This is a genomic window from Phocaeicola barnesiae DSM 18169 = JCM 13652, assembly GCF_000374585.1.
GTDB lineage: Bacteria > Bacteroidota > Bacteroidia > Bacteroidales > Bacteroidaceae > Phocaeicola > Phocaeicola barnesiae.
Genome location: NZ_KB894654.1, coordinates 75,720 through 99,764, shown reverse-complemented (window position 1 = coordinate 99,764; position 24,045 = coordinate 75,720). Strand labels below are relative to the sequence as shown.

The window sequence follows — 24,045 nt, the reverse complement described above, 5'->3', positions numbered from 1 at the left end:
CGTGTCAAAGGTCTTTCAGCAAGATTTTATTGTTGCGGTATAAATATTCTTCGCGAGCTTTGATCAGTGCATCCCACGAGGAGGAATAATGCTTGCGGTCTATCTTGAATGCTTCTGATCCGGTTGAATCCAGTCGGCTCAGGAGCATTCCTACTGTCAGGACGTTGATGTCGATGGCTGGAGTGTAGCCTATCTCGTCCGATTTGTCATCATGGCTGGTTTCCAGAATCAGCTTCATGTCCTGTAATTCGTATAAAAGCTTTTTGGTCAGGCGGATGGGAATCTTGTGTTCTTTACTCAGTTCTTCGGCTGTGTAGGCTGAGGCTCCTACTGCAAAACGCTTGCAGATGGAGGAGAGGATGATGGTGCAGAAGAAATCGTGGTACCGCCGGCTGATGTTCGCTGTCTCCTTCCCGAAGTTGAAGGAAGACAGGTTCTGGCTGATGTAGCACATCTCGGCTCCTAGCAGACAGATGGTCCAGGAAATCTGTGTCCAGAGCAGGAACATCGGTATGGCTGCGAAACTACCGTAAATGGCGTTGTAGCTGGATACCCATATCTGGCTGTTGATATAGAAGTATTGGAAGGCTTGGAAGGCGCTTCCGGCAATGATTCCTGGCAGCCAGGCGTGGCTGAACTTGACTTTGGTGTTGGGAATGAAGATGAACAGGGCTGTGAACATGCTCCAGGTCAGGACGTAGGGAATCAGCCGGACCAGAAATTTCACAATCGGAGCCAGGACCACATAGTTCTCCATATCCTTTATATAGGTCGACATGAAGATACCCAGACCGCTGGAAACTACAATCAGAATGGGTAAAAGCAGAATCATGGAAAAATAATCGGTTATTTTCCGCATGACGCTTCGCGGACGTTTCACCTGCCAGATGGCATTGAAGCTCCGTTCGATGGTGTCGGTCAGGATAAGCACTGTCCAAAGTAGGACGACGAGGCCTACTCCGATAAAAATACCGCTCTGGGCATGCTCCAGGTAAGAGTTTATCCAGGAAATGATGAGCTCTGCCTGTTGGCTGGCTACACCGCTCCTGAACTGGCTTTCCACAAGGGAATCGAAGCCGAACCCGCGGGCAATGGCAAAGAGGATGGCCAGTATCGGGATGATGGAGAGTAGGGTACTGTATGTCAGTGCGGATGCTCTTTCGGTAATCCGGTCTACATCGAACTGCTTGATAGATAACGATACGACTTTGATGCATGCGTAGAGGCGCTGTTGAAGTGGAGTGACTTCATCTTCCGTTACTCGCCAGATACCATCGGTGAGGAACTGCAGCCAACTGTTGATTCGCGACTTGTTCATGGACTGAATTTAAGGGAGAGAATAAAAGAATAACAGCCGGCCTATAAGCCGGGTTCTGTCTCCCTGCAAGCAGGGGAGCCTGTCATTTATCTACACCGCCTGTTGCCAGACGGTTCTAGCGGTCCACCCTCCGACGTGGGGCGAGCAACCCTCGTTAGTGCCGGTTTACATGACCTTACAACTCCTAAGATGCACAGCCCGCATATCGCTATACGGCTGGTAGGCTCTTACCCTACCTTCTCACCCTTACCTCCCGGAGGAGGCGGTTCTTTTCTTCTGCATGGCTCTACCCTCGCGGATAGCTTTCTGTTAGGAAGTAGGATGCTCTGTGTTGCCCGGACTTTCCTCTTGTACCGAAGTACCAGCGACAAGCCGGCCGACTGTTATTCTGAATGCAAAGGTACGTATTTTTGCCGAAACTGCCGAGGCTTTGTCAGAAATATCTTTGTCAGTACTGGGTATGAACGGATTAATGAATGTAAAATTGGCAGAAAACCCCGTTAACTGCGGTTAACCGCCTGACATCCTTTGTTAAAAGACGGAAAAAAGCTGACAGGGGCGATACAACTGTATGGATTTTGTTCTAATTTAGCAAATGAAAAGTTAAATCAAACGTGAAATTAACAAATTATTAAATATTAGATTATGAAAACAGTAACTAAATTTGCGATAGGAACCATGGCTATGGTTGCTGTCAGCGCTGGCGTAGCTGGTGTGACCGCTTATACTGTTGCACAGAAAGCAGAAAACAATGAGGCTTCTTTCTATAAAACATTCGATACTCCTGCACTGCGTACGGCAGCTCTGGATTCTTCGACGATGCAGCCGGTAGATTTGACCGGAGCGGCCGAAAGCTCTCTGAATTCGGTGGTACATATCATGGCTGTTCAGCGCAGTAAGGTACAGACGGTTCAGACTCCGGATATCTTCGACTTCTTCTTTGGTGGAAGAGGACAGCAGCGTCAGGTGCAGACTCCGGAACAGCGTGGATTCGGTTCGGGTGTCATCATTTCGAAAGATGGATACATTGTAACCAATAACCATGTAATCGACGGCGCCGATGAAATCAGTGTCAAATTGCATGACGGTCGTGAGATGAAAGGTCGTGTAATCGGTACAGACCCTACTACGGACTTGGCTCTGGTGAAGATTGAAGGTGATGATTTCCCGGCTATCGTGGTCGGTAACTCCGATGCCTTGAAGGTCGGCGAATGGGTACTCGCGGTAGGTAACCCGTTCAATCTGGGTTCTACAGTGACGGCCGGTGTGGTCAGCGCGAAGTCTCGTGGATTGCGGGCCAATCAGGTGGAATCGTTCATTCAGACCGATGCGGCCATCAACCAGGGTAACAGTGGTGGCGCCTTGGTGAATGTGCGTGGCGAACTGGTGGGTATTAACTCCATGCTGTATTCTCCGACCGGTGCTTATTCCGGTTATGGATTCGCTATCCCGACCAGCATCATGACTAAGGTCGTTTCAGACTTGAAGCAGTATGGTACTGTACAGCGTGCGTTGTTGGGCATTGCAGGTCGTGACATGATGGGTGATGAAGTCTATCCGGATGAAATCCGTAAGGAACAGAAGGATTTGGGAGTAACCGAAGGTGTTCAGGTGGTAGAAGTCACTGAAGGTGGTTCATCGGAAGGTATACTCCAGAAGAACGATGTCATCTTGAAGGTGAATGGCACGAAGGTGAAGACAATGACAGACCTGCAGGGACTGCTTGCTCAGCTTCGTCCGGGCGACAAGGTGAAAGTGACAGTATGGCGTGACAAGAAAGAAAAAGAATTTACCATTACGCTGAAGAACGCGCAGGGCAACACCAAGATTGTGAAGAAAGCAGATATGGAAATCTTGGGCGCAGCCTTCCGTGCAGTGCCGGATGAATTGAAGAGACAGCTGAACTTGGGTTACGGCGTTCAGGTAACGGGCGTCAGTGACGGAAGAATGGCAGACAGTGGCATCCGTAAGGGATTCATCATTCTGAAAGCAAACGGTAAGCAGTTGAGAACTGTAGAAGATCTGGAAGATGTGATGAAGGCCGCTTCGCAGTCACCGGATCAGGTATTGTTCATGACAGGTGTCTATCCGTCAGGAAAACGTGCCAATTATGCAGTCGATTTGTCTCAAGCAGAATAAGCCGAAAGGATTGATTCGATAGGTATTTTAAGGTGGAAAGAAAGGACGTGTTATGTAATGTTAAATTAACACGTCCTTTTTATCTATTTGGCTCGTTTCTTGTTGTAATAGTAATGAATTTTTCGAAAAATCTTCGTTTAAGAAGATGGAGAATTCAAGAAAAAATTGTAACTTTGCATTCAAATCGATTTTTAGGAATGAGACAGTTAAAGATTACCAAAAGTATCACTAACCGAGAGAGTGCTTCTCTGGATAAATATTTGCAGGAGATAGGTCGTGAGGACCTGATTACAGTCGAAGAAGAAGTAGAACTCGCTCAACGTATCCGTAAAGGTGACCGTGTAGCTTTGGAGAAACTTACGCGTGCCAATCTGCGTTTTGTGGTTTCTGTAGCTAAACAGTACCAGAATCAAGGATTGAGTCTTCCGGACTTGATTAACGAAGGAAACTTGGGATTGATCAAGGCTGCTGAAAAATTCGATGAGACCCGTGGTTTCAAGTTCATCAGTTATGCTGTATGGTGGATTCGCCAGTCTATTCTTCAGGCACTGGCAGAACAGTCTCGTATCGTACGTTTGCCGTTGAACCAGGTCGGTTCGTTGAATAAAATCAGCAAGGCTTTTTCGAAATTCGAACAGGAGAACGAACGTCGTCCTTCTCCGGAAGAATTGGCGGATGAACTGGAGATTCCGGTAGACAAGATTTCGGATACATTGAAGGTATCAGGCCGTCACATTTCAGTAGATGCTCCGTTTGTTGAAGGCGAAGATAACAGTCTTCTGGATGTCCTGGTCAATGACGATTCTCCTATGGCTGACCGCTCTTTGGTTAATGAATCACTTTCGAGAGAAATCGATAGAGCACTTTCTACGCTGACCGAAAGAGAGAAAGAGATTATTCAGATGTTTTTCGGTATTAACACGCAGGAAATGACGTTGGAAGAGATCGGCGACAAATTTGGGCTCACCCGTGAGCGTGTCCGTCAGATCAAGGAAAAAGCTATCAGAAGATTGAGACAGAATTCTCGTAGTAAGTTGCTCAAGTCTTATTTGGGATAAGATAAGGGTTGATTTCTAAAAAAGACAGTAAGGTGTATTCCGTTCGGAGTACACCTTATTTATTTGATACACTTCGGTAGATGGGGATTGGGAAGAAAAGCAGGTGAGCTCCCCGGGGAAATCAGTGGGTCATGCTGTTCGTCGAGATGGATGTACCTGCTTGCATTTGTCGGATTTTGTGTTAATAAATGTCCACAGCCTCGGTTATTTAACTTTAATTGCTTATTTTTGTCCGCAATAAATTAGAGACTTATGCGATATACAAGATTTTTATGCTTCTTTTTACTGTCTATATTGGCAGTTTCTGCATTCTGTAAGGAACCGAAAGACAAAAATACATACGGTGTTTATTTGGCAGGTGTATCTGCATCCTTTACAGATTCACTCGTTTATTTTACTGATATTCAGTTGGTAGACAGCGCGGCTTTGGATTCAAAGGGCTTGTTGATCGGACGTTCTCTCTACAGTATGCAGTTGAAGGATTATCTGGAACAGCATCAGGATGGCAAGAACCGTACTTGCTTCATGTTCTTTAATACAAAGAAAAGAAAGCTGGAAAAGGAAATTAGTAAGTTGAAGCAGAAATATCAGAAGGGGAATACTTTGGTTCTGAAAGATCTGGGAGATTCCTTTCGTTTTGAAAAGGCTGTTGTGGAATAATGTGGTGAAGCTATGAAACGTATTCTTTTTTTATTGTTTTCTGTTTGCCTTTTTGTATCCTGCTCCAATGAAATTCCTGCCGACGTACAGGAGGAGAGACAAGGGCGTACCCTCATGGCTTATCTGGTTTCCAATAATCAGAGTAGTGATTTGGATTCGTATCTGAAGTATAACGTGGTCAGCATGTATTATAGCCTGATTCATTCGGAGAAACCTTGCGCCTTAACGGTGTATTACCGTCCGAAACCGTTGGATACCGACATGCCTTATCCTTGCATCTTAAGCTTTGAGTCGGATGGTAAGGGACAGGTGAACAATGTAGCGGAGGTCGATGTCGAAAATATTGAAAGTCTGATCGCTGATCCTTGGCAGTGGGGATCTTTCCCTACCTCCAGAGTTCAGGAAGCTTTCAGCGAAATCTTTAAGGTTGCCTATGTGAAAAAGCAGTATGAATCTGCAAGTCATGTGGCTACGGACCCGGTTGTAATGCGGCAGGTCATAGCCGATATGCAGGCGATATTCCCTTCGAATACGTATGGTATGATTTATGGTTCCCATGGTACAGGATGGATGAAGGGGGCCAAGACCGTAGCCCGTTCATTTGGCGATGATGGTGGGTATAGCATTGACGTTCCCGAGTTGGCTGCTGTATTGGAAAACAGCTTTTCTGCCGGGAAACTGGATTTTGTCTTGTTCGATGCCTGTATGATGGGAACAGCTGAGGTGGCCTATGAGTTGCGTAATGCGACCCGTTATTGCATCGCTTCAGTCATGGAAACACCGGCTGAAGGATTCCCTTATAAATACCTGATGAAGAATCTATATGCCGATAGTCCCAATTATCAGGAACTTTGTACCACATTTGCCGATTACTTCAAGAACGAGTGGGGAACTTGTGCAGTGGTTGACTGTTCAAAGATGGAGGGCTTGGCTACGGCGGTATCGGCGCAGTTACAGGAACATGCAGATCGGTTGCAGGACTTTGATGTTCATTCAGTACAGCAGTATGGTGAGAATTCGTATCGTAATTTTTCGTTCGATGTCGGCGATTTTGTCCGTCAGTTGAACGGAGGTGTCATACCTGCTTCTTTCCAGCAGGCATTGGATGAAGCTGTCATTGCCAAATCTTGTGTAGAACGGACATTCATTACCATAAGACCTGATGCGGAACGTTTCTGCGGTATCGGCATGTATCTCCCTGGAATGGTCAGCAATGTCTCTTCTTCGTGGGAAAGTTACTATGCTTCGGCTATCTCTTGGAATGATGCTGTCGGATGGAATACGTGGAAATAAATGAAGATTGTGAAATGATATGGAAAGAGGGCTTTCGAACGGTAGTGTGTTTGAAAGCCTTTTTTATCGGTATCTATCCAAACGACTGAACAGTCTCTTAAACGATTTGTTATTATTTAAGAAAAGACTATGTGGAATTTTATCAAAGAACTGAAACGGAAGGACCATCAGCGGTATCTGGGTGGTTTGGATATTCTGAAATACATCGGACCGGGGCTCCTGGTTACTGTCGGATTTATTGACCCGGGTAACTGGGCTTCCAATTTTGCGGCAGGCTCCGATTATGGTTATGCCTTGCTTTGGGTGATTACCCTTTCTACGGTCATGCTGATTGTCCTGCAGCATAATGTGGCCCATCTGGGGATTGTTACCGGACTCTGTCTGAGTGAAGCTGCTACCAAGTATGCTCCCAAATGGGTGTCTCGTCCTATTTTGGGCAGTGCGGTGTTGGCTTCCATTTCCACCTCGTTGGCGGAAATTCTGGGAGGTGCCATCGCTTTGGAGATGCTGTTTGATGTTCCCATCATCTGGGGGGCGTTGCTGACAGCCGTATTGGTAACCGTCATGCTTTTCACCAATTCGTACAAGCGGATTGAGCGGTTGATTATCGCTTTTGTATCCGTTATCGGCCTTTCTTTCTTGTATGAACTGTTTCTGATTGATGTGGATTGGCCCTTGGCGGCCCGTTCTTGGGTGGTTCCCAGCATTCCGGAAGGGAGTATGCTGATTATCATGAGTGTACTGGGGGCCGTAGTGATGCCGCATAATCTTTTTCTGCACTCAGAGGTGGTACAGAGTCGGGAGTATAACCGTGAGGATGAGGCCTCTATCCGGAAACTGTTGAAATATGAGTTTTACGATACCCTGCTTTCCATGGGAGTCGGATGGGCTATCAACAGTGCCATGATTCTGCTGGCAGCCGCTACTTTTTTCGTAAACAGGACACCCGTAGAAGAGTTGCAGCAGGCGAAATCGTTGTTGGACCCGTTGTTGGGTAGTCATGCCGGTATCGTATTTGCTTTGGCGTTGCTTATGGCGGGTATCTCGTCTACGGTGACCAGTGGCATGGCGGCAGGTTCTATCTTTGCCGGCATGTTCGGAGAGTCTTATCACATTAAGGACATCCACTCGAAGGTGGGAGTACTGCTGTCTTTAGGCATTGCCCTGCTGATTATCTTCTTTATAGACAATCCTTTCCAGGGGTTGATTGTTTCGCAGATGATGCTGAGTGTCCAGCTTCCTTTTACCGTTTTCCTGCAGGTCGGGCTCACTTCCTCCAAGCGGGTGATGGGGATTTATGCCAATTCCCGCTGGAGTACATTCGTCCTCTATTCGATAGCCGTTGTGGTTTCGGCGCTGAATATCCTGCTATTGTTCAGTTAGAGGATAGGTCTCTTTCATCTTTTTGATGTGATGCATCAGCATGGCAACCGCTGTCAGGAAGGCCAGCATATCTGAAACAGGCATGCTGGACCATACTCCGTTCACGCCAAAGAAGGGAGGCAGGAATGCCAGGCCCGGAAGCAGGAAGAGCAGTTGTCGGGACAGGGAGAGAAAGATGGAAACTGCGGCTTTCCCGATGGATTGGAAGAATTGGGTGATGACAATCTGAGCACCGATGACCGGGAAGCTGGCAACGCCAATCTGAAGGGCGATGCTTGCCCGATGGGTCAGCTCTTCGTTGTCTGTAAACATGCCGACGAACACCTGAGGGAACAATTCGCAGGCGATGAATCCAGCGGTTGTGATGATTGTACCGGCCATGATACCCAGTTTCAGGGTTCTTTTGACGCGTTCAAAATTTCTTGCTCCATAGTTGTAGCCGCTGATGGGCTGCATACCCATGGTGATTCCCATTACAATCATGACGAAAAGCATCTGGATACGGTTCAAGATGCCGAAAGCGCCGATGGATAAGTCGCCTCCGTAATGCAACAGACGGTTGTTGATGAAGATGACAATGCAGCAGGCGCAGACATTCATGACAAATGGAGACATGCCGATGCTGAAAATGTTCCGGATGATGGGAAGTCTCAGACGGAAACAGGATTTCCGGAAGCGGACAAAACTCTTCTGGCTGTAGAAATGCGAGAGCACCCAAATCATACCGACAAACTGGGAGGTGATGGTCGAGAGCGCAGCTCCACGGATACCCCATTCCAATACAAAGATACAGATAGGAGCCAGGATAACATTACAGCCCACGGTCAGTAACGATGAAAGCATGGCTTTCTTCGGATACCCCGTAGCTCGCATGATGTTGTTCAGACCAATCATGACAAACGAGATGGGGCTTCCTAACAGAATGACCTGCATGAAGTCGTAGGCGTAGGGAAGGGTAGAGTCGCTGGCTCCGAAGAAGCGTAGTATCTCTTCCAGAAAAAGGAGGGTGATTCCGCTGAAGACTACCGCATTGATGACACAGAGGACAGCCACATTACCCAGGATATACTCGGCACCGGTCTGGTCTTTCTGTCCCAACCGGATAGAGGACATGGTTGCGCCTCCTACTCCTACCAGGGTACAGAAGGCGATGTTCAGGTTCATCAGCGGGAAGGTGATGGCCAGTCCGGAGATGGCGAGTGCCCCTACACCGTGTCCGATGAAGATACTGTCGATGATGTTATACAGGGAAGTCAGTGTCATACCGATGATGGCCGGTATGGAATATTCCACCAGCAATTTGCCGATGGGAGCGGTTCCGAGGATGTGTGGGTTGTTTTTGTCCATTTTCATTTATTTTAAGTATCAAATTTAGGAAGATGCAAGGATATTTAAGACCTTTGCCGTGTTAAATCAAGCTAAATAAAAATGAATCAGACAAAGACAATTGCGGCACTTTTCGATTGCGACGGTGTGATTATCGATACAGAACCGCAGTATACGATTTTCTGGGACGGGGTAGGAAGAAAGTACCTGCCTGAATATGAGAACTTCGGGAAAATTATCAAGGGCCAGACTTTGGTACAGATATACGACCGCTATTTTTCCGGTATGGAAAAGGAACAGGCCGAAATCACGGACGCGTTGAACCGTTATGAAAACGAGATGTCATACGATTATATTCCCGGCGTGGCCGATTTCATGAAGGAATTGCGTTCGCAGGGAGTGAAGATAGCCATTGTGACCAGTTCCAATCAGCAGAAGATGCAGAACGTGTATGCGGCTCATCCGGAATTGAAAGGGCTGGTAGACCGCATCCTGACTTCGGAAGATTTTGCCCGTTCGAAACCTGCTCCCGACTGTTTCCTGCTGGGTGCAAAGGTATTCGATACGGTCATCGGGAACTGCGTGGTATTCGAGGATTCATTCCATGGACTGGAAGCCGGTAATGCGGCCGGTATGACGGTTGTTGGTCTGAGCACGACGAACCCGGCTGCCGCCATTCAGGATAAATGCAGGCTGGTGATTCCGGATTTTACAGAATTCAGTTATGCCCGGATGATGGAGCTTCTGGCCGGGAACTGATTTGTAGAGAGGCGTTTTCTACAGGTTCTGGTTGTGTCAGAGATTTCAGAAAATTTGTATAACTCATTAAAAACTCCTAATTTTGCCCCGTTTTTAAATTAAGGTAATTATGGCTGGATATCTTTCAGGTGATACACGTAAAGTGACGACTCACCGTTTGATTGAAATGAAAGAAAGAGGAGAGAAGATTTCGATGCTCACCTCGTATGATTTTACAATGGCACAGATTGTGGATGGAGCAGGCGTTGACGTCATCCTGGTCGGCGACTCCGCTTCGAATGTAATGGCGGGTAATGTCACGACGTTGCCTATTACAGTCGATCAGATGATTTACCACGGTAAATCAGTGATGCGTGGCGTGAAGCGTGCTTTGGTGGTAGTGGATATGCCTTTCGGTTCTTACCAGGCCGATCCGTACGACGGAGTCCGCAATGCTATCCGTATCATGAAGGAAACTCATGCAGACGCGTTGAAGCTGGAGGGTGGAGAAGAAGTGATTGAAACCATCCGCCACATCATCGGTGCAGGCATCCCGGTAATGGGACATCTGGGACTGATGCCGCAGTCTATCAATAAATATGGTACATACGGCGTACGTGCCAAAGAAGATGCGGAAGCCGAAAAGCTGATGAGCGATGCACGGCTGTTGCAGGAAGCAGGCTGTTTCGCCTTGGTTCTTGAAAAGATTCCGGCTGCGCTGGCTGCCCGGGTAGCTCAGGAGCTGACGATCCCGGTTATCGGTATCGGTGCAGGAGGGGCAGTCGACGGTCAGGTGCTGGTCGTTACCGATATGTTGGGCATGACCAAGGGATTCAGCCCACGTTTCCTCCGTCGGTATGCCGATTTGCACACCCTCATGACGGATGCCATCGGAAACTACGTTTCTGATGTGAAATCCTGTGATTTCCCGAACGAGTCCGAGCAGTATTGATTCCGCTTATGGCAATGGATATACTGCATTCTTCGGGAGGCAGAAGTAACTTGTGGAACCGGAATTTCAGCTTTTTGGTGATAGCCAACCTGCTGTTGCATGCAGCTGTGTACATGCTGTTTCCGGTTTTTCATCATTGGATGGTAAGACAGTGGCACTGTTCCGACCTGTATGCCGGAGGGGTGACCGCTGTTTTCGGTATATCACTCTTCCTTCCGGGGCTTTTCAACAATTATCTGGTAGATACATACAAGCGGCAGTCTGTCTGTATACGCAGCATCCTGTTGTTGGCACTCATCAGCCTGGCCTATCCGTATGTAGAACATTTCCAGACATTATGGTTGCTATGGATGATTCAGGGGGCAGCCTTTGCCGTCGTGCTGATGGCTACGGGAAGTACGTTGGTCATTGATGTGACTCCCAGCCAGAAGCGGAATCAGGCGAATGTCTGCTTCACGTGGGCAGGCATATTCGGTATGATAGCCGGTCTGATGGGCGGATATCACGCAGAGACTCTGCTGACCTTCCCGCAGCTGACCTATTGTTCGGCATTCCTGTCGGTAGGTGCTATCCTGTTGATTTCCATGGTTACAGTGACTTTCCGGGCTCCTTTGGAACTTCCGCTTCTGTCATTCGACCGTTTCATCCTGTTCCGTTCACTGGGACCGGGATTGAATATGATGGCCGTACCTTTTGTTCTGGGAATGATTCTCAGTACAATCTATGATTCTTTTTTCTATCTTTGCATAGGTGGCGGTTTTATCTGTTTCCTGTTCCTGAAGGCTGCTACGGTTACACGTGCCGACGGACGTCTGTTGGTGACTATCGGACAGCTCCTGACAGGGGCGGGGTTATTGGTTCTCTATTATTCGGATGCAGGCATTCATTTATGGGGAGCCGGATTCCTGATAGGACTGGGGGCTGCAGCTTCTATTTCGCAATTCCTTTTTGTGATGATACAGCTTCCTCTGCATTGTGAACGTGGAACAGGCTATCATACCTATCAGCTGTTGTGGGAGCTGGGTATCCTGTTGGGAGTCATGTCCGGTAAATGGACGGCGGCTACTCCATCCGGTAATCCCTTCATTGTTGCCCTGGTGGTATGTCTGGTCGGACTGATAGCTTATCAGTTGGCAGTGCACCGTTATTATCGGAAGCAGATGGAGCGAAGAAAGATTTGATTTTATTTTTAACAGTTAAAAGAATATGGCAGACGACAAGAAGATTATTTTCTCAATGGTGGGAGTAAGCAAATCCTTCCAGAACAACAGACAGGTATTGAAAGACATCTACCTATCCTTTTTCTATGGTGCCAAGATCGGTATCATCGGTTTGAACGGTTCCGGTAAATCTACGTTGATGAAGATTATCGCCGGTATCGACAAGAGTTATCAGGGAGAAGTGGTCTTCTCACCGGGATATTCGGTGGGTTACCTGGCTCAGGAGCCGGTACTTGACAATACCAAGACCGTAAAGGAAGTGGTGATGGAAGGTGTACAGCAAGTGGTAGATACCTTGGCTGAATACGAGGAAATCAACAATAAGTTCGGGTTGCCGGAATATTATGAAGACCCGGAGAAGATGGACGCGCTGTTTGCCCGTCAGGCGGAACTGCAGGATATCATCGATGCAACCGATGCCTGGAACCTGGATAGCAAGCTGGAACGTGCCATGGATGCCCTCCGTTGTCCGCCAGAAGACCAGTTGGTAGAGAATCTGTCGGGAGGTGAACGTCGCCGGGTTGCCTTGTGCCGCCTGTTGCTGCAGAAACCGGATATCCTTCTGCTGGACGAGCCGACCAACCACTTGGATGCGGAAAGTATCGACTGGCTGGAACAGCACCTGCAGCAGTATGAAGGAACGGTGATTGCCGTTACACACGACCGTTACTTCCTGGATCATGTAGCCGGATGGATTCTGGAGCTCGACCGTGGTGAAGGGATTCCTTGGAAGGGTAACTACTCCAGCTGGTTGGAACAGAAGACCAAGCGTATGGAGATGGAGGAAAAGACAGCCAGCAAGCGTAGAAAGACGCTGGAACGTGAGTTGGAATGGGTACGCATGGCTCCGAAGGCCCGTCAGGCCAAGGGTAAGGCCCGTTTGAATTCGTACGACAAGCTCTTGAACGAGGATGTGAAGGAGAAGGAAGAAAAGCTGGAGATCTTTATCCCGAATGGTCCGCGTCTGGGCAACAAGGTTATCGAAGCGAAGCATGTGGCCAAAGCATACGGCGACAAGTTGCTGTTCGACGATTTGAACTTCATGCTTCCACCGAACGGAATCGTAGGTGTCATCGGTCCGAACGGTGCCGGAAAGACAACGCTGTTCCGCTTGATTATGGGGCTTGAAAAGGCTGATAAAGGGGAATTTGAAGTGGGCGAAACCGTAAAGGTGGCCTACGTAGACCAGCAGCATCGTGACATTGATCCGAACAAGACGGTTTATCAGGTCATCAGCGGCGGTAACGATTTGATTCGAATGGGAAACCGTGATGTGAATGCCCGTGCATACCTGAGCCGTTTCAATTTTTCCGGTTCCGACCAGGAAAAGCTTTGTGGTATGCTTTCGGGTGGTGAGCGTAACCGTCTGCACCTGGCGATGGCCTTGAAGGAAGAAGGTAACGTACTTTTGCTGGACGAGCCGACCAACGATATCGATGTGAATACCCTGCGTGCTTTGGAGGAAGGTCTGGAGGATTTCGCCGGATGTGCCGTAGTCATCAGTCACGACCGTTGGTTCCTCGACCGTATCTGTACACACATTCTGGCTTTCGAAGGTAACAGTGAAGTCTTCTATTTCGAAGGTTCTTATACCGAATACGAAGAAAACAAGATGAAACGTATGGGTAACGTAGAGCCGAAACGTGTCCGTTACCGGAAGTTGATGGAAGATTAATGATCGATATGAAAAAAACGAACTCGCGTGTTGATTGAAACATGAGTTCGTTTTCATGAAAACGTCCGTTCGTGTGACATCATACGAGCGGACGTTTTTTATTATATCAGAGAATTTGGGTTCCTGTTGCCTGAAGATACAGGAAATCTCATTGAACCAGCATGTTCTCTACTTCTTCCAAAGAACCGTCTGTCTTTTCGGGGGTGATGTGCAGCAGACGTGCCAGTAATGAGTAGATGGATACATTCCGGAATTTAGGCGCTTCGTAACCTTTCTTGAAGTCCGGTCCCCAGGCACGGAACATTACCTGCATGTCGTCGTAGGTCGGATCGAATCCGTGTGCTCCCGGAAGCGTCTGTTGTCCTTCTTCCACCAGCCAGCCTAAATCCGGCAGTACGATGATGTCACCTACCCGTGGGTTGCTTCCATAGTTCAGGTAAGCCGGAATCTCCTCTTTTTTCCACACACGTACATGGTTCAGGTTTTGCAGAGCTTGATAGACAGAGTCGCGGTATTCTGGTTTTGTGTAAATCTGTGCCGGCAGGTTACCGTCAATCATCCGGTACCATTGCTCTTTCAGCAGGTGTCTGATGGGTACGAAGCGGTCGGCACTGACCGTAGCCATTCCGTGGTCGGAGGTAACAATCAGGTTGATGTCTTTTCCGAAAGGCAGGCTTTGAAGTCCTTCCCACAGGTATTTCATGAGTGCGTCCAGTTCCGAGATGCAACGGCGGGTCTCCTTGCTGTGCGGACTGTAACTGTGTCCGTACGTATCGGAGTCTTCCAGGTACAGCATGATGAGCTGAGGGCGTTCCGTTTCCGGCAGTTTCAGCATTCTCAATGCTTCGGCTACCCGTTCTGTCTGTGTAAGGCGGAGAGTCTGGTCGTATACGTGGTAGTAAGTGGGGTGCTGTCCCTTGACGGCAATGTCTGAACCTACCCAATAGATGTTTCCTGTCTTGACTCCCTGTTTCTGTGCGGTAATCCAGATGGGTTCTCCGCCGTAATAGGAGGCGTCGTTCCGGGTTTTGGCGTCACCCATCCGGTAGACCTCGTTGCGTTCCGGATTCCAAAAGGTATTGGCTACAATACCGTGGTGGTCGGGTACCAGCCCTGTGGCAAGTGTGTAGTGGTTCGGAAAGGTTTTGGTCGGGAAAGACGGAATCATGGTAGCTTTCACGCCTTCTCGGGCCATCTGGTCGAAGAATGGGGTGTCATACATCTGCGGATAGTCCCATCGGAATCCGTCTAACGAAACGATGACTGTGTAGTGTTTTCCGGCCCAGATGGAGAGGCCGATACACAGCATGATGCATAATGAGATGAATCTTTTCATAAGTCTTTTTTTAGGGTGATAAAAAGAAAGGTGTATTGCCCACAAGACAGGGCAATACACCTTTATGTAAGGATTAGTCTTTCATTAGAAAGTCAGTCTTACGCCCACCTGGCAGTGCCAACGTGAGCTGATGTCGCTCTTCTGGATTTCGGCCTTGTTGTAAGAGAACGATGCGATTTTGTTTCCATCGGCATCTGTAGAAAGTCCGTTCATAGTCAGCGGTGATAAGTTGTAAGCTGAGCTATAGCTTGCTCCCCATTTCTTGTTCAACATGTTGGCGAAGTTGATGATATCGAATGTGAATTCCAGTTTTCCGACTCCCTGTACGTTGTAGATAGTCTGTGCCAGGTGCAAATCGATTTCATGTTCCCAATTGCTCAGGTTAGAATTACGTTCTGCGTATTGTCCTCTGTGGTTCTTGGCATAGCTGTCGTTTTCAATCCACTGCTTGAAAGCTTGACGGCTTTCATCGGCGCTCATCGTTACATTGCCTTGTTTGTCAGTGATGTCTACGAAGTTCATCTGGCTCAGTTCCTCGTCAGTCGGGATGTACAACAGAGAGTTGCCGGAATATTTGTCACCGTTGTAGTCAGATTTTTCATTCATGGTCAAGCTGTAGCGGCTGCCTGAGAATCCGTTGTAGATGACAGAAACCGTTGTGCTGGTCCATCCGTTCCAGTATTTCGGACTGGTGTAAGAAGCCTGTACCATTACACGGTGAGGAATATCGAATTTAGAGAAACCAAGTTCGTTTCCGGAGTTGGTGTCTACCGAGTAGTTGTACTTCCAGTTAGAGTAAGCTACAGAGCTTGTACCGTCGTTTACAGATTTTGCATGTCCGTAGGTATACGATGCCGACAGGTCCAGACCGAAGTTGAAATGTTTCTCCAGCAAAGCAGACAATGCGTATGTATATCCTTTGTTGGTGTTCTTCAGGTTGATGATGCTGTAGTAGTTACCAGAGTTGAACTGGTAGTAAGGAGCTGCAGAAGCTTCGTTGCCGGCTACTGCATATACTTTGTTGCCGCTTTGAGTCAGGGCCAGGTTCTCGAAGAATACGTTGTTCATGGTTTTTGAATAGATACCTTCGAGGGTCATTTTCACATCGCCCGGCAGTCTCTGTTCCAATGCCAGATTAGCACGGAATACCTGCGGGTATTTGAAGTTCTTGTCTACGGTTACGATATCAGGTTTTGCTGAGGCACCGCTCTGTGAAGTGGCAGCTCCTAACGGATTGTCTGCATATTCTCCTAATTTCGGTGCATCGTAGGTATAGTTACCGTCTTTGTCTTCAGGAGTGATTGTGGTACCCTTGCTTTCCATACCTGTGTTGTTGAAAGCGTTGGACAACCATACGAACGGTACACGTCCGGTAAAGATACCGATACCGCCGCGGAGCAGGGTGTTGTGTGAATCGTCTGTATACCAGCGGAAACCTACACGCGGTGAGAACAGGACTTTGGCACTCGGGTTCTGACCGACGCGTGCGTTCAGGTTCTGTGCTTCAGCAAATTCGTTGAAGGCATCGTTTGTAGTCGGGTCGTTGAAGATGACCGGAATATCGATACGCAATCCGTAGGTCAGGTTGAAGTTGTTGCTGATATCCCACTTGTCCTGTGCATAGAATCCGAACTGACCGGATTTCATGGTCGGAGCCCATTTGGTGTTACCACCTGTAAGAGCCGGGTCTGTATACTTATAGCTGTACTGGTAAGGTCTGTCAGCAATGAAATCCTCCAATGAATTGTAGTACCATGAGCCGTTGGAAGCCTGGATGAAAAGATTGGTCATCTTGTAGATTTCATTGTGGGTACCGAAAGTCAGTGTATGGTTACCCAGATACCAGGAAAGGTTATCTTCGAATGTGTAGATATCCTGATCCAGGTAGTTGGCTCCGGAAGAATATTCTGTACCGATGTTGGCGGTGATGTTTGTACCGTCCGGTGCCGGAATGTTTTTAATCTGAACAGTCGGACCTTGGTAAGCTACGTCACGATGGTCGCGGATATAGCTGGCAGAAGCACGGAATTCATTGTACAGGCTCTGCCCCAGGTGAGAAGTCAACTCGGCTACGATAGAGTTTGTCTTGTTGTTCATGCGGTAGCCGCTGTTTTCGAACATGTAGCTGGTTGAACCTACTCCGTAGTTGTCATCGTATGAGTTGTTGTGCTGGTAGCGTAAAGCCAGTTTATGGTTCTGGTTGATGTTCCAGTCGATACGTGCCAACAGGCCGAATGACTTGTTGTCGATGTTACGTTGTGAGTAACCTTCCTGGAAGCCTGTCATGTCATAGTAGGCATCTGCTATTTGTTTGGCCTGGTCGGAAGTGAGGTAAGAGGTTGTATATCCCGGATAGATACTTGACGGGTAAGATTCTTTCTTGGCTTCTGCGCTGACGAAGTAGAACAGTTTGTCCTTTACGATGGCACCGCCCAATGTACCTCCGAAGGTACGGGTGTACTGCTGGGTAAGCGGAGATTTTTCGTAATCGCGTACGGCACTGTATTTGCCATACATGTTCTGGTTGTTGAAGTAAGTGTAGGCAGAACCGTGAGTGGTGTTGGTACCTTGCTTGGTAATGGCGTTGATACCACCTCCGGTAAATCCGCTCTGGCGAACGTCGTAAGGAGCTACGACTACCTGGATTTCCTGGATAGCGTCCATGGAAATCGGGTTGGCACCTGTCTGGCCGCCGTTTGTTCCGGATGCTGACAATCCGAATACGTCGTTACTTACGGTACCGTCAATCTGGAAACTGTTGTAACGGTTGTTTGAACCGGCGAATGTGATACCTCCGTTCTTTGAAGTCATGGCCATCGGCATGTTCTTCACGATGTCATACACGTTACGGTCGACGGTCGGAGTGTTTTCGATTTTCTGTGTAGAGAAGTTGTGGGCTGCTCCGGCGTTGGCTTTGGCATCGGCCACTACCACTACTTCGTCCAGCAGTTCTGAACTCGGGTGCAGGTCAGCGTTCAGGCTGAGGGTATTACCCAGTTCCAGATAGAGGTCTGTGTAGGCAGTTTTCTGATAACCCACATAAGAGATTTCAATTTTGTACGGTCCTCCAGTACGCATACCTTGGATGGTGTAGCGTCCGTCTACGTTGGTTACGGCACCATAAAGGGTACCGGAAGGTTCATGTACGGCTACCACAGTAGCTCCGATTACTGGTTCTTTGTTTTCATCGATAACTTTTCCACTGAGTGCGGAAGTTGTTACCTGTGCATTGACACATACTGCGATGGCAGGGGTCAGTGCCGCCAACCAGAATTTTGATTGATTTGACATAACTGTTAGTTTATAGAAAAAAGATATATTGTTTTGTCGACTGATAAGTCAGTGCTTATTCAAGTCTTAGTTGTTTTTGTCGTTTTTTCCGCTGCAAATTTACATATTTTCCTATTGATTCAGAGGTTTTGACTTGTTTTTAACAAACGATGAACTTTATATTTTACAGAAAAAATGGGATTTAGTGCGTTGGTAATGGGGTGTTTACATTTATTTTTAACAAGTTAGGCATTTTGGGTACGATGTTTCCGGTGTAATGGAAATGAAACATCGGCTGTACTTCCGTTCGGATAGGTACCTGCTTTTCTGTAAAGATTTAAGAATGGTTGCCAAATATTTGTTAAATTTTTCTTTCTGCGGCGAATTTCCATAAGAATGTTATAAAATATCTCATTGGAAATGTTATTTTTGTATACATTTTCGTTTTTTATTCATTAAACAAGCTAAAATAGACTTATGAAAAAACATCTGAAACATTTCCTTTTGTTTGCAGTACTTTTTACATGTAGTATTGCAACGGCTGTAGCTCAGGCTACATTGAAAGGTAAGGTCGTAGATGCGGAAACTGATGAGCCGCTGATTGGCGCAACGGTTTCGGTCAAAGGACAAACGGTAGGTGCTGTCACCGACATGGACGGTTTATTTACGTTGAAAATTACCACTTCGGGCGCAACCGTCGAATTCAAATACCTGGGATATAAGGACGAGACGATGAAGGTTACCCAGAAAGGTAATGTCGATTTAGGAACTGTCCGTCTGCACCCCGATGCTCATGTATTGGGCGATGTGGTCATCACTTCGCAGATTGCTGTGGCACGTAAGACTCCGGTAGCCGTTTCCAGCGTTGCAATGGATTTCATCGAAGAAAAATTGGGTACACAGGAATTTCCTGAAATCTTGAAATCTACTCCGGGTGTTCATGCCAATAAAGATGGTGGTGGTTATGGTGACTCCGAAATCTATATGCGTGGATTCGGCAATGAGAATATTGCTGTCATGGTGAATGGTGTCCCGATGAACGATATGGAATGGGGGGGTGTCTACTGGTCAAACTGGGCCGGACTGACCGATGTGACACGTACCATGCAGACGCAGCGTGGTCTGGGTGCTTCGAAGGTATCGGCTCCTTCTGTCGGTGGTACCATCAACATCATCACACAGAGTCTGGAAAGCAAGAAAGGTGGAACCGTATCTTATGCGTTGGGTAACGATGGCATGAACAAGATTCTGTTCAGTGTTTCTACCGGACTTACCAAATCGGGCTGGGCCATGACTTTGCTGGGTTCCAAGAATTGGGGTAACGGATACGCTCAGGGACTGGATTTCGAAGGTTACAATTATTTCTTGAATATTTCCAAGCGATTGAATGATGCCCATCAGTTGTCATTTACAGTGTTTGGCGCGCCGCAGACTCACTATCAGCGTAACGGTGCCCTGACTATCGCAGACTGGAAGATGACGGAAGAGGTATATGGTATCAAGAACTATAAGTACAATTCTACTTACGGTTTCGATAACGAAGGTCGCAGAAGAACCAGTGAATACAATTCTTACCACAAGCCTCAGATCAGTCTGAACCACCAGTGGCAGATTAATGAAAAGTCTTCTTTGAGTACAGTGGCATACGTTTCTATCGGTCGAGGTTACGGTTATTCCGGACAGGGTAACGAATACTATGGATATTCTTATCAGGATTGGAGAGGTGCCAACTACGGTACACTGCAGACTAAATTCCGTAAACCGGACGGTACTTTCGATTACGGAGCCATCCAGGATATCAATGCGGAAAGTGAATACGGTTCTATGTTGGCCATGAGTCTGTCGAAGAACTATCACAACTGGTACGGATTGTTGTCTACCTATACCACCAAGTTCGGTAAATACATCGATTTCTATGGCGGTGTGGATTTCCGTTATTATAAAGGTACACATACCAATGAAATTTCTGACTTGTATGGAGGACAGTATTTCATGGACTCTACCCGTGGAGATGTGCTGCCCGAAAACAACAGTGCGGCTGCCGACCCGATGTGGAAATACCAGAAATTAGGGGTAGGCGACGTTGTTTACCGTGATTATGACGGACATGTGTTGCAGGAAGGTGCCTTCTTCCAGACAGAGTTTAACAAAGACAAGTTGTCTGCGTTCGTGGCCGGTTCATTGTCGAACACTACTTACTGGCGTTACGACCGTCTGTTCTATGACAAGGCTCATGCAAAATCAGACAACATCAGTTTCATCGGCTTTACTGCCAAGGGTGGTGCGAACTATAACATTACCGACAATCACAATGTATTCTTCAATTTAGGTTATATCAGCCGTGCGCCGAAATTCTCTTACGGTGCTTTCATGCAGGCCAATGCCAGTCATGCCATCAATAAGGATGCCAAGAACGAGAAAGTGCTTTCGTTCGAATTGGGTTATGGTTTCCGCAACAGCTGGCTGACTGCCAACGTGAATGCCTACTGGACCAAGTGGCTGGATAAGGCGATGACCAAATCAGGTCAGCTCGACAACCAGGAACGTACCGAATATTATATGAACATGACCGGTGTAAACGCCTTGCACAAAGGTGTGGAACTGGATGTGAAGATTACTCCGCTGAAGTGGTTGGACATCAACGGTATGTTCTCAATCGGTGACTGGAAATGGGACAGCAACGCTACCGGTTACGCATACGATGACGCCGGAGTTCCTCTGACAGAAAACGGTACGCCTGCCAGCGGTATCGGTGCTGCCGACCATGTATCGGCTTCCATCAACCTGAAGGGCGTACGTGTGGGAGGTTCTGCACAGACAACCGCCGCACTGGGCGCTACATTCAAGATTGGCAAGTCTATCCGTGTAGGAGCAGACTGGACTTATTACGGACGTAACTATGCTTACTATTCATTCAGTGGTAGTGATTTGAAGCTGGGACAGGAAATCAGTATCGCCGATCCGTGGAAGGTTCCGGCAGCCAGCCAGATTGATATGAATGCTTCTTATCGTTTCAAGTTAGGTAAATTGGACGCTGTTCTTTCTGGTAACGTGAACAACCTGCTTGATTACCAGTATATTTCAAAGGCTTACAATCCTCGTTCAGGAACTGTTTCCGATGAAACCATCTATTGTTATTACGCTTTCGGACGTACTTATAGTGTGAGACTGAGAGTAAACTTCTAATCACTTGTTTAATAGCAAAGAATCTATGAAGAAAATATTATTTATATCAACTGCATTGCTGGCTACTTTGACAGCGTGCGAAGACTATAACGACCAGTTTAATATCGGCTCTCAGATTTCGGATGTGAAGAAGGGAGTTGCCATTAAATTGGAGGCTTCGGATTATGCGGCAGTGGCCAATAACGCGACCAATAAGGAAGTGGCCTTGTCGAAAGACCCGGAAAACGGGACATACGTAGCTGCTCTTGAGGCCATCGGTAAAAACCGGTATTTCGCCAGCAAGACGGAAGCCGAATGGTTCCTGCCGGCTTTCATTACAGAAAAGTACCCGCAGGCCGATGCCGGTTCCCGTTTCTCTGTTTCCTATAACATGTATCGCGAACCGTCTACTTATCTGTCCGACTTCAAGAACCTGAAGGAATATACGTTGGTGAATGCCGATTACCGGAATGTGTGGGGTGAAACGGCTACAGCTACTTACCTTTCTCCGTCAACTCTGAAGAAATTGCCTGAAGTGTTGGCCGCTAAAATCGACAAGCCTGCCGAAGGCGATATGGTGGCAGTCAACTATGCTTATTCGGAATTTGAGCCGAGTGCAGGCGGCGGTTCCGTTATCCCGATGGTCTACCAGCAGGTTACTTCCTTCGATGGAGAGGCCGGTAATTATGTGATTGCTGCCAAGGCCGATGACGGCAACTATTATCCGTTCGGTAAACTGGATAAGGAAAGCAACAATTATGGCTATATGAATCCGGCTCCGATTACGGTAGGTGAAAACGGAGTGATTGCCAACGCCGACGGAGCGGAACAGGTGGTGACACTGGGCAAGACCGAAAAGGGCTTTACTTTGTTGAACGGTTGGTCCAAGTATATCTACATGAGTGGTACCTACAATAGCTTCAATGTAAGCGAGACAGTGCCGACAGAAGGTGCGGAATGGGTGCTGAACAGCAACGGTGACGGTACATTCGCCTTGAAGAATGTAGAGAAGGACAAGACAGTGAAGCTGACTTATATCAATGACAAATACAGTTACGGATGTTATCCGGAATCCAGCTATGCTTATTTTTCTGATCCGATGACTACTGAAACCGGTAAGTTCTCCATCAAGGATGTAACGCTGCCGGAGGGTTCTACCTATGTATGGAAAATCGATTCATACGGTTATTATAAAGGTTCGGCATACGTAGGTGGTAAGAATCTGGCTTCTGAAAGTTATGTGGTTTCTTCTGAAATTGACCTGTCGGAAGCTACGGCTCCGGTATTGTCTTTCAACCTGGCACTGAATTTCCTGAGCGGTAACAGGGCTACGGATTTCTTCCAGGTGAAGGTTGCTTCGGACTACACGGGTGATGTGGCTGCCGCTACATGGACCGATGTCGCTTACGATGCTTCGGGCATCGGAAGTTCATGGGACTTCACCGACCAGCGTATCGATTTGAGTGCGTTCAAGGGCAAGAAGATTGTGGTTGCCTTTGTTTACAAGAGTACGGATGCCTGTGCACCTACTGTTGAACTCAAGAGTACCCTGGTACAGGAAAAGGATGCGAAATATTGGGATGTATGTCTGTTCAAGGAAGTCGCTGAAAACGAAGTGGAAGCTGCCCTGTTGAGAATGAGCCGTGCATCAGGCGCTTATGCCAACTCTTCTGCTCTTTATGTCTACACCGATGGTGCTTGGGTGGAATATTCGAAGGAAGATGTCAATGTATTGGTTGCCGATCCGAAGTTCTATGCGGAACTGGGTACAGAATATGTTTCCAAACCGTCTGTTATCTTCCCGGTTTATCTGACTCAGAAATTCCCGTATGCGGCGAAAGGTGATCAGGTAGCTGTGGTCTACAAGAATGCGGCAGATGCCGACCCGATTGTAGAGGAATATACATTCAACGGTACTTGGGCTGTCTCTACCAATTACTCTACCCGTACGACAATCTTTGAAAAGGCTGCCGACGGAAGTTATACCGCACAGGCCGGTGTTTATCTGGACGAGGCACTGACTGGTGGCAGTGACGGTGGATTTACGGTACAGGATGTAGCGTTGACAGGTGTCAGCTATGTATGGAAGAGCGATGCCAGCTACGGTTGGAAGGCTTCTGCCTTTATGAACAATACCAACTATGAAACAGAAAGCTGGTTGCTGACTCCGGCCATCGACTTATCGGAAGCCATGGCTCCGCAGCTGTCGTTCGAGGAAGCCCATAGATACCTGAACGGCAATCCGATTTCTGAATACATGATGGTGAAGGTTTCTACCGATTATGTCGACAATGTGGAAACGGCTACCTGGGAAACCCTGGAAGTGGACGAAACCCAGTGGTCTGACGGTCAGAGTTGGGATTTCTACAAGGTCGGTCCTTATAGCCTGAGCAGTTATGTAGGTCAGGTAGTACGCCTTGCGTTCATCTACAAGAGCTCTAGCAGTGCGGCTCCTACCTGGGAAATCAAGAATGTCTTGGTCAACGAGGCTGAATAATTTGAAATAGTGTCA

15 protein-coding genes and 1 other RNA gene are annotated in these 24,045 nt (G+C 47.5%); 11 read left to right on the top strand and 5 right to left on the bottom strand.

Annotated features, from left to right (window positions below; genetic code table 11):
• Positions 1–4: 4 nt before the first annotated feature.
• A complete protein-coding gene (locus C510_RS0112165) occupies positions 5–1,318 on the bottom strand; it encodes a YihY/virulence factor BrkB family protein (RefSeq protein WP_018711622.1) in 1,314 nt (437 codons plus the stop codon).
• A gap of 28 nt (positions 1,319–1,346) precedes the next feature.
• An RNA gene (rnpB, locus tag C510_RS16930) (RNase P RNA component class A) lies at positions 1,347–1,702 on the bottom strand.
• Positions 1,703–1,963: 261 nt separating this feature from the next.
• On the opposite strand from rnpB, the gene C510_RS0112160 reads away from it, so the two are divergent.
• The 5 genes from C510_RS0112160 to C510_RS0112140 all read left to right on the top strand — a co-directional run bounded on the left by C510_RS0112160 (position 1,964) and on the right by C510_RS0112140 (position 7,851).
• Positions 1,964–3,457: a trypsin-like peptidase domain-containing protein gene (locus tag C510_RS0112160; protein WP_022339114.1), complete on the top strand. Its 1,494-nt coding sequence runs from the start codon at positions 1,964–1,966 to the stop codon at positions 3,455–3,457.
• 197 nt (positions 3,458–3,654) lie between these two features.
• Positions 3,655–4,515: a sigma-70 family RNA polymerase sigma factor gene (locus C510_RS0112155; RefSeq protein WP_018711620.1), complete on the top strand. Its 861-nt coding sequence runs from the start codon at positions 3,655–3,657 to the stop codon at positions 4,513–4,515.
• 252 nt (positions 4,516–4,767) lie between these two features.
• Positions 4,768–5,175: a hypothetical protein gene (locus C510_RS0112150; protein WP_022339112.1), complete on the top strand. Its 408-nt coding sequence runs from the start codon at positions 4,768–4,770 to the stop codon at positions 5,173–5,175.
• A gap of 12 nt (positions 5,176–5,187) precedes the next feature.
• Complete coding sequence (locus C510_RS0112145; RefSeq protein WP_018711618.1) at positions 5,188–6,468, top strand: clostripain-related cysteine peptidase; 1,281 nt, start codon at positions 5,188–5,190, stop codon at positions 6,466–6,468.
• 129 nt (positions 6,469–6,597) lie between these two features.
• Complete coding sequence (locus tag C510_RS0112140; protein WP_018711617.1) at positions 6,598–7,851, top strand: Nramp family divalent metal transporter; 1,254 nt, start codon at positions 6,598–6,600, stop codon at positions 7,849–7,851.
• Here C510_RS0112140 and C510_RS0112135 read toward each other — a convergent pair.
• Positions 7,837–9,198 (bottom strand): MATE family efflux transporter, encoded by a 1,362-nt coding sequence (locus tag C510_RS0112135; protein WP_022339111.1) that lies wholly within the window; start codon positions 9,196–9,198, stop codon positions 7,837–7,839. The two genes, C510_RS0112140 and C510_RS0112135, sit on opposite strands and share 15 nt — an antisense overlap.
• A gap of 81 nt (positions 9,199–9,279) precedes the next feature.
• On the opposite strand from C510_RS0112135, the gene C510_RS0112130 reads away from it, so the two are divergent.
• The 4 genes from C510_RS0112130 to ettA all read left to right on the top strand — a co-directional run bounded on the left by C510_RS0112130 (position 9,280) and on the right by ettA (position 13,762).
• On the top strand, positions 9,280–9,936 hold the full coding sequence (locus C510_RS0112130) for an HAD family hydrolase (protein WP_018711615.1): 657 nt from the start codon (positions 9,280–9,282) through the stop codon (positions 9,934–9,936).
• A gap of 109 nt (positions 9,937–10,045) precedes the next feature.
• On the top strand, positions 10,046–10,867 hold the full coding sequence (gene panB / locus C510_RS0112125; RefSeq protein WP_018711614.1) for a 3-methyl-2-oxobutanoate hydroxymethyltransferase: 822 nt from the start codon (positions 10,046–10,048) through the stop codon (positions 10,865–10,867).
• Positions 10,868–10,875: 8 nt separating this feature from the next.
• Positions 10,876–12,048, top strand: coding sequence for an MFS transporter (locus C510_RS0112120; RefSeq protein ID WP_244870478.1), 1,173 nt, complete (start codon positions 10,876–10,878; stop codon positions 12,046–12,048).
• 25 nt (positions 12,049–12,073) lie between these two features.
• Positions 12,074–13,762, top strand: a complete 1,689-nt coding sequence (gene ettA / locus C510_RS0112115) for an energy-dependent translational throttle protein EttA (protein WP_018711612.1) — start codon at positions 12,074–12,076, stop codon at positions 13,760–13,762.
• A gap of 148 nt (positions 13,763–13,910) precedes the next feature.
• Here the strand turns inward: ettA and C510_RS0112110 are convergent, their stop codons facing one another.
• Positions 13,911–15,098: an alkaline phosphatase family protein gene (locus tag C510_RS0112110; protein ID WP_026320215.1), complete on the bottom strand. Its 1,188-nt coding sequence runs from the start codon at positions 15,096–15,098 to the stop codon at positions 13,911–13,913.
• Positions 15,099–15,182: 84 nt separating this feature from the next.
• On the bottom strand, positions 15,183–18,389 hold the full coding sequence (locus C510_RS0112105; protein WP_018711610.1) for a TonB-dependent receptor: 3,207 nt from the start codon (positions 18,387–18,389) through the stop codon (positions 15,183–15,185).
• A gap of 456 nt (positions 18,390–18,845) precedes the next feature.
• Between C510_RS0112105 and C510_RS0112100 the strand changes: the two genes are divergently transcribed.
• A complete protein-coding gene (locus C510_RS0112100; protein ID WP_018711609.1) occupies positions 18,846–21,554 on the top strand; it encodes a TonB-dependent receptor in 2,709 nt (902 codons plus the stop codon).
• Between the two features lie 25 nt (positions 21,555–21,579).
• Positions 21,580–24,030 (top strand): choice-of-anchor J domain-containing protein, encoded by a 2,451-nt coding sequence (locus tag C510_RS0112095; RefSeq protein ID WP_025893009.1) that lies wholly within the window; start codon positions 21,580–21,582, stop codon positions 24,028–24,030.
• The last annotated feature ends 15 nt before the right edge of the window (positions 24,031–24,045 follow it).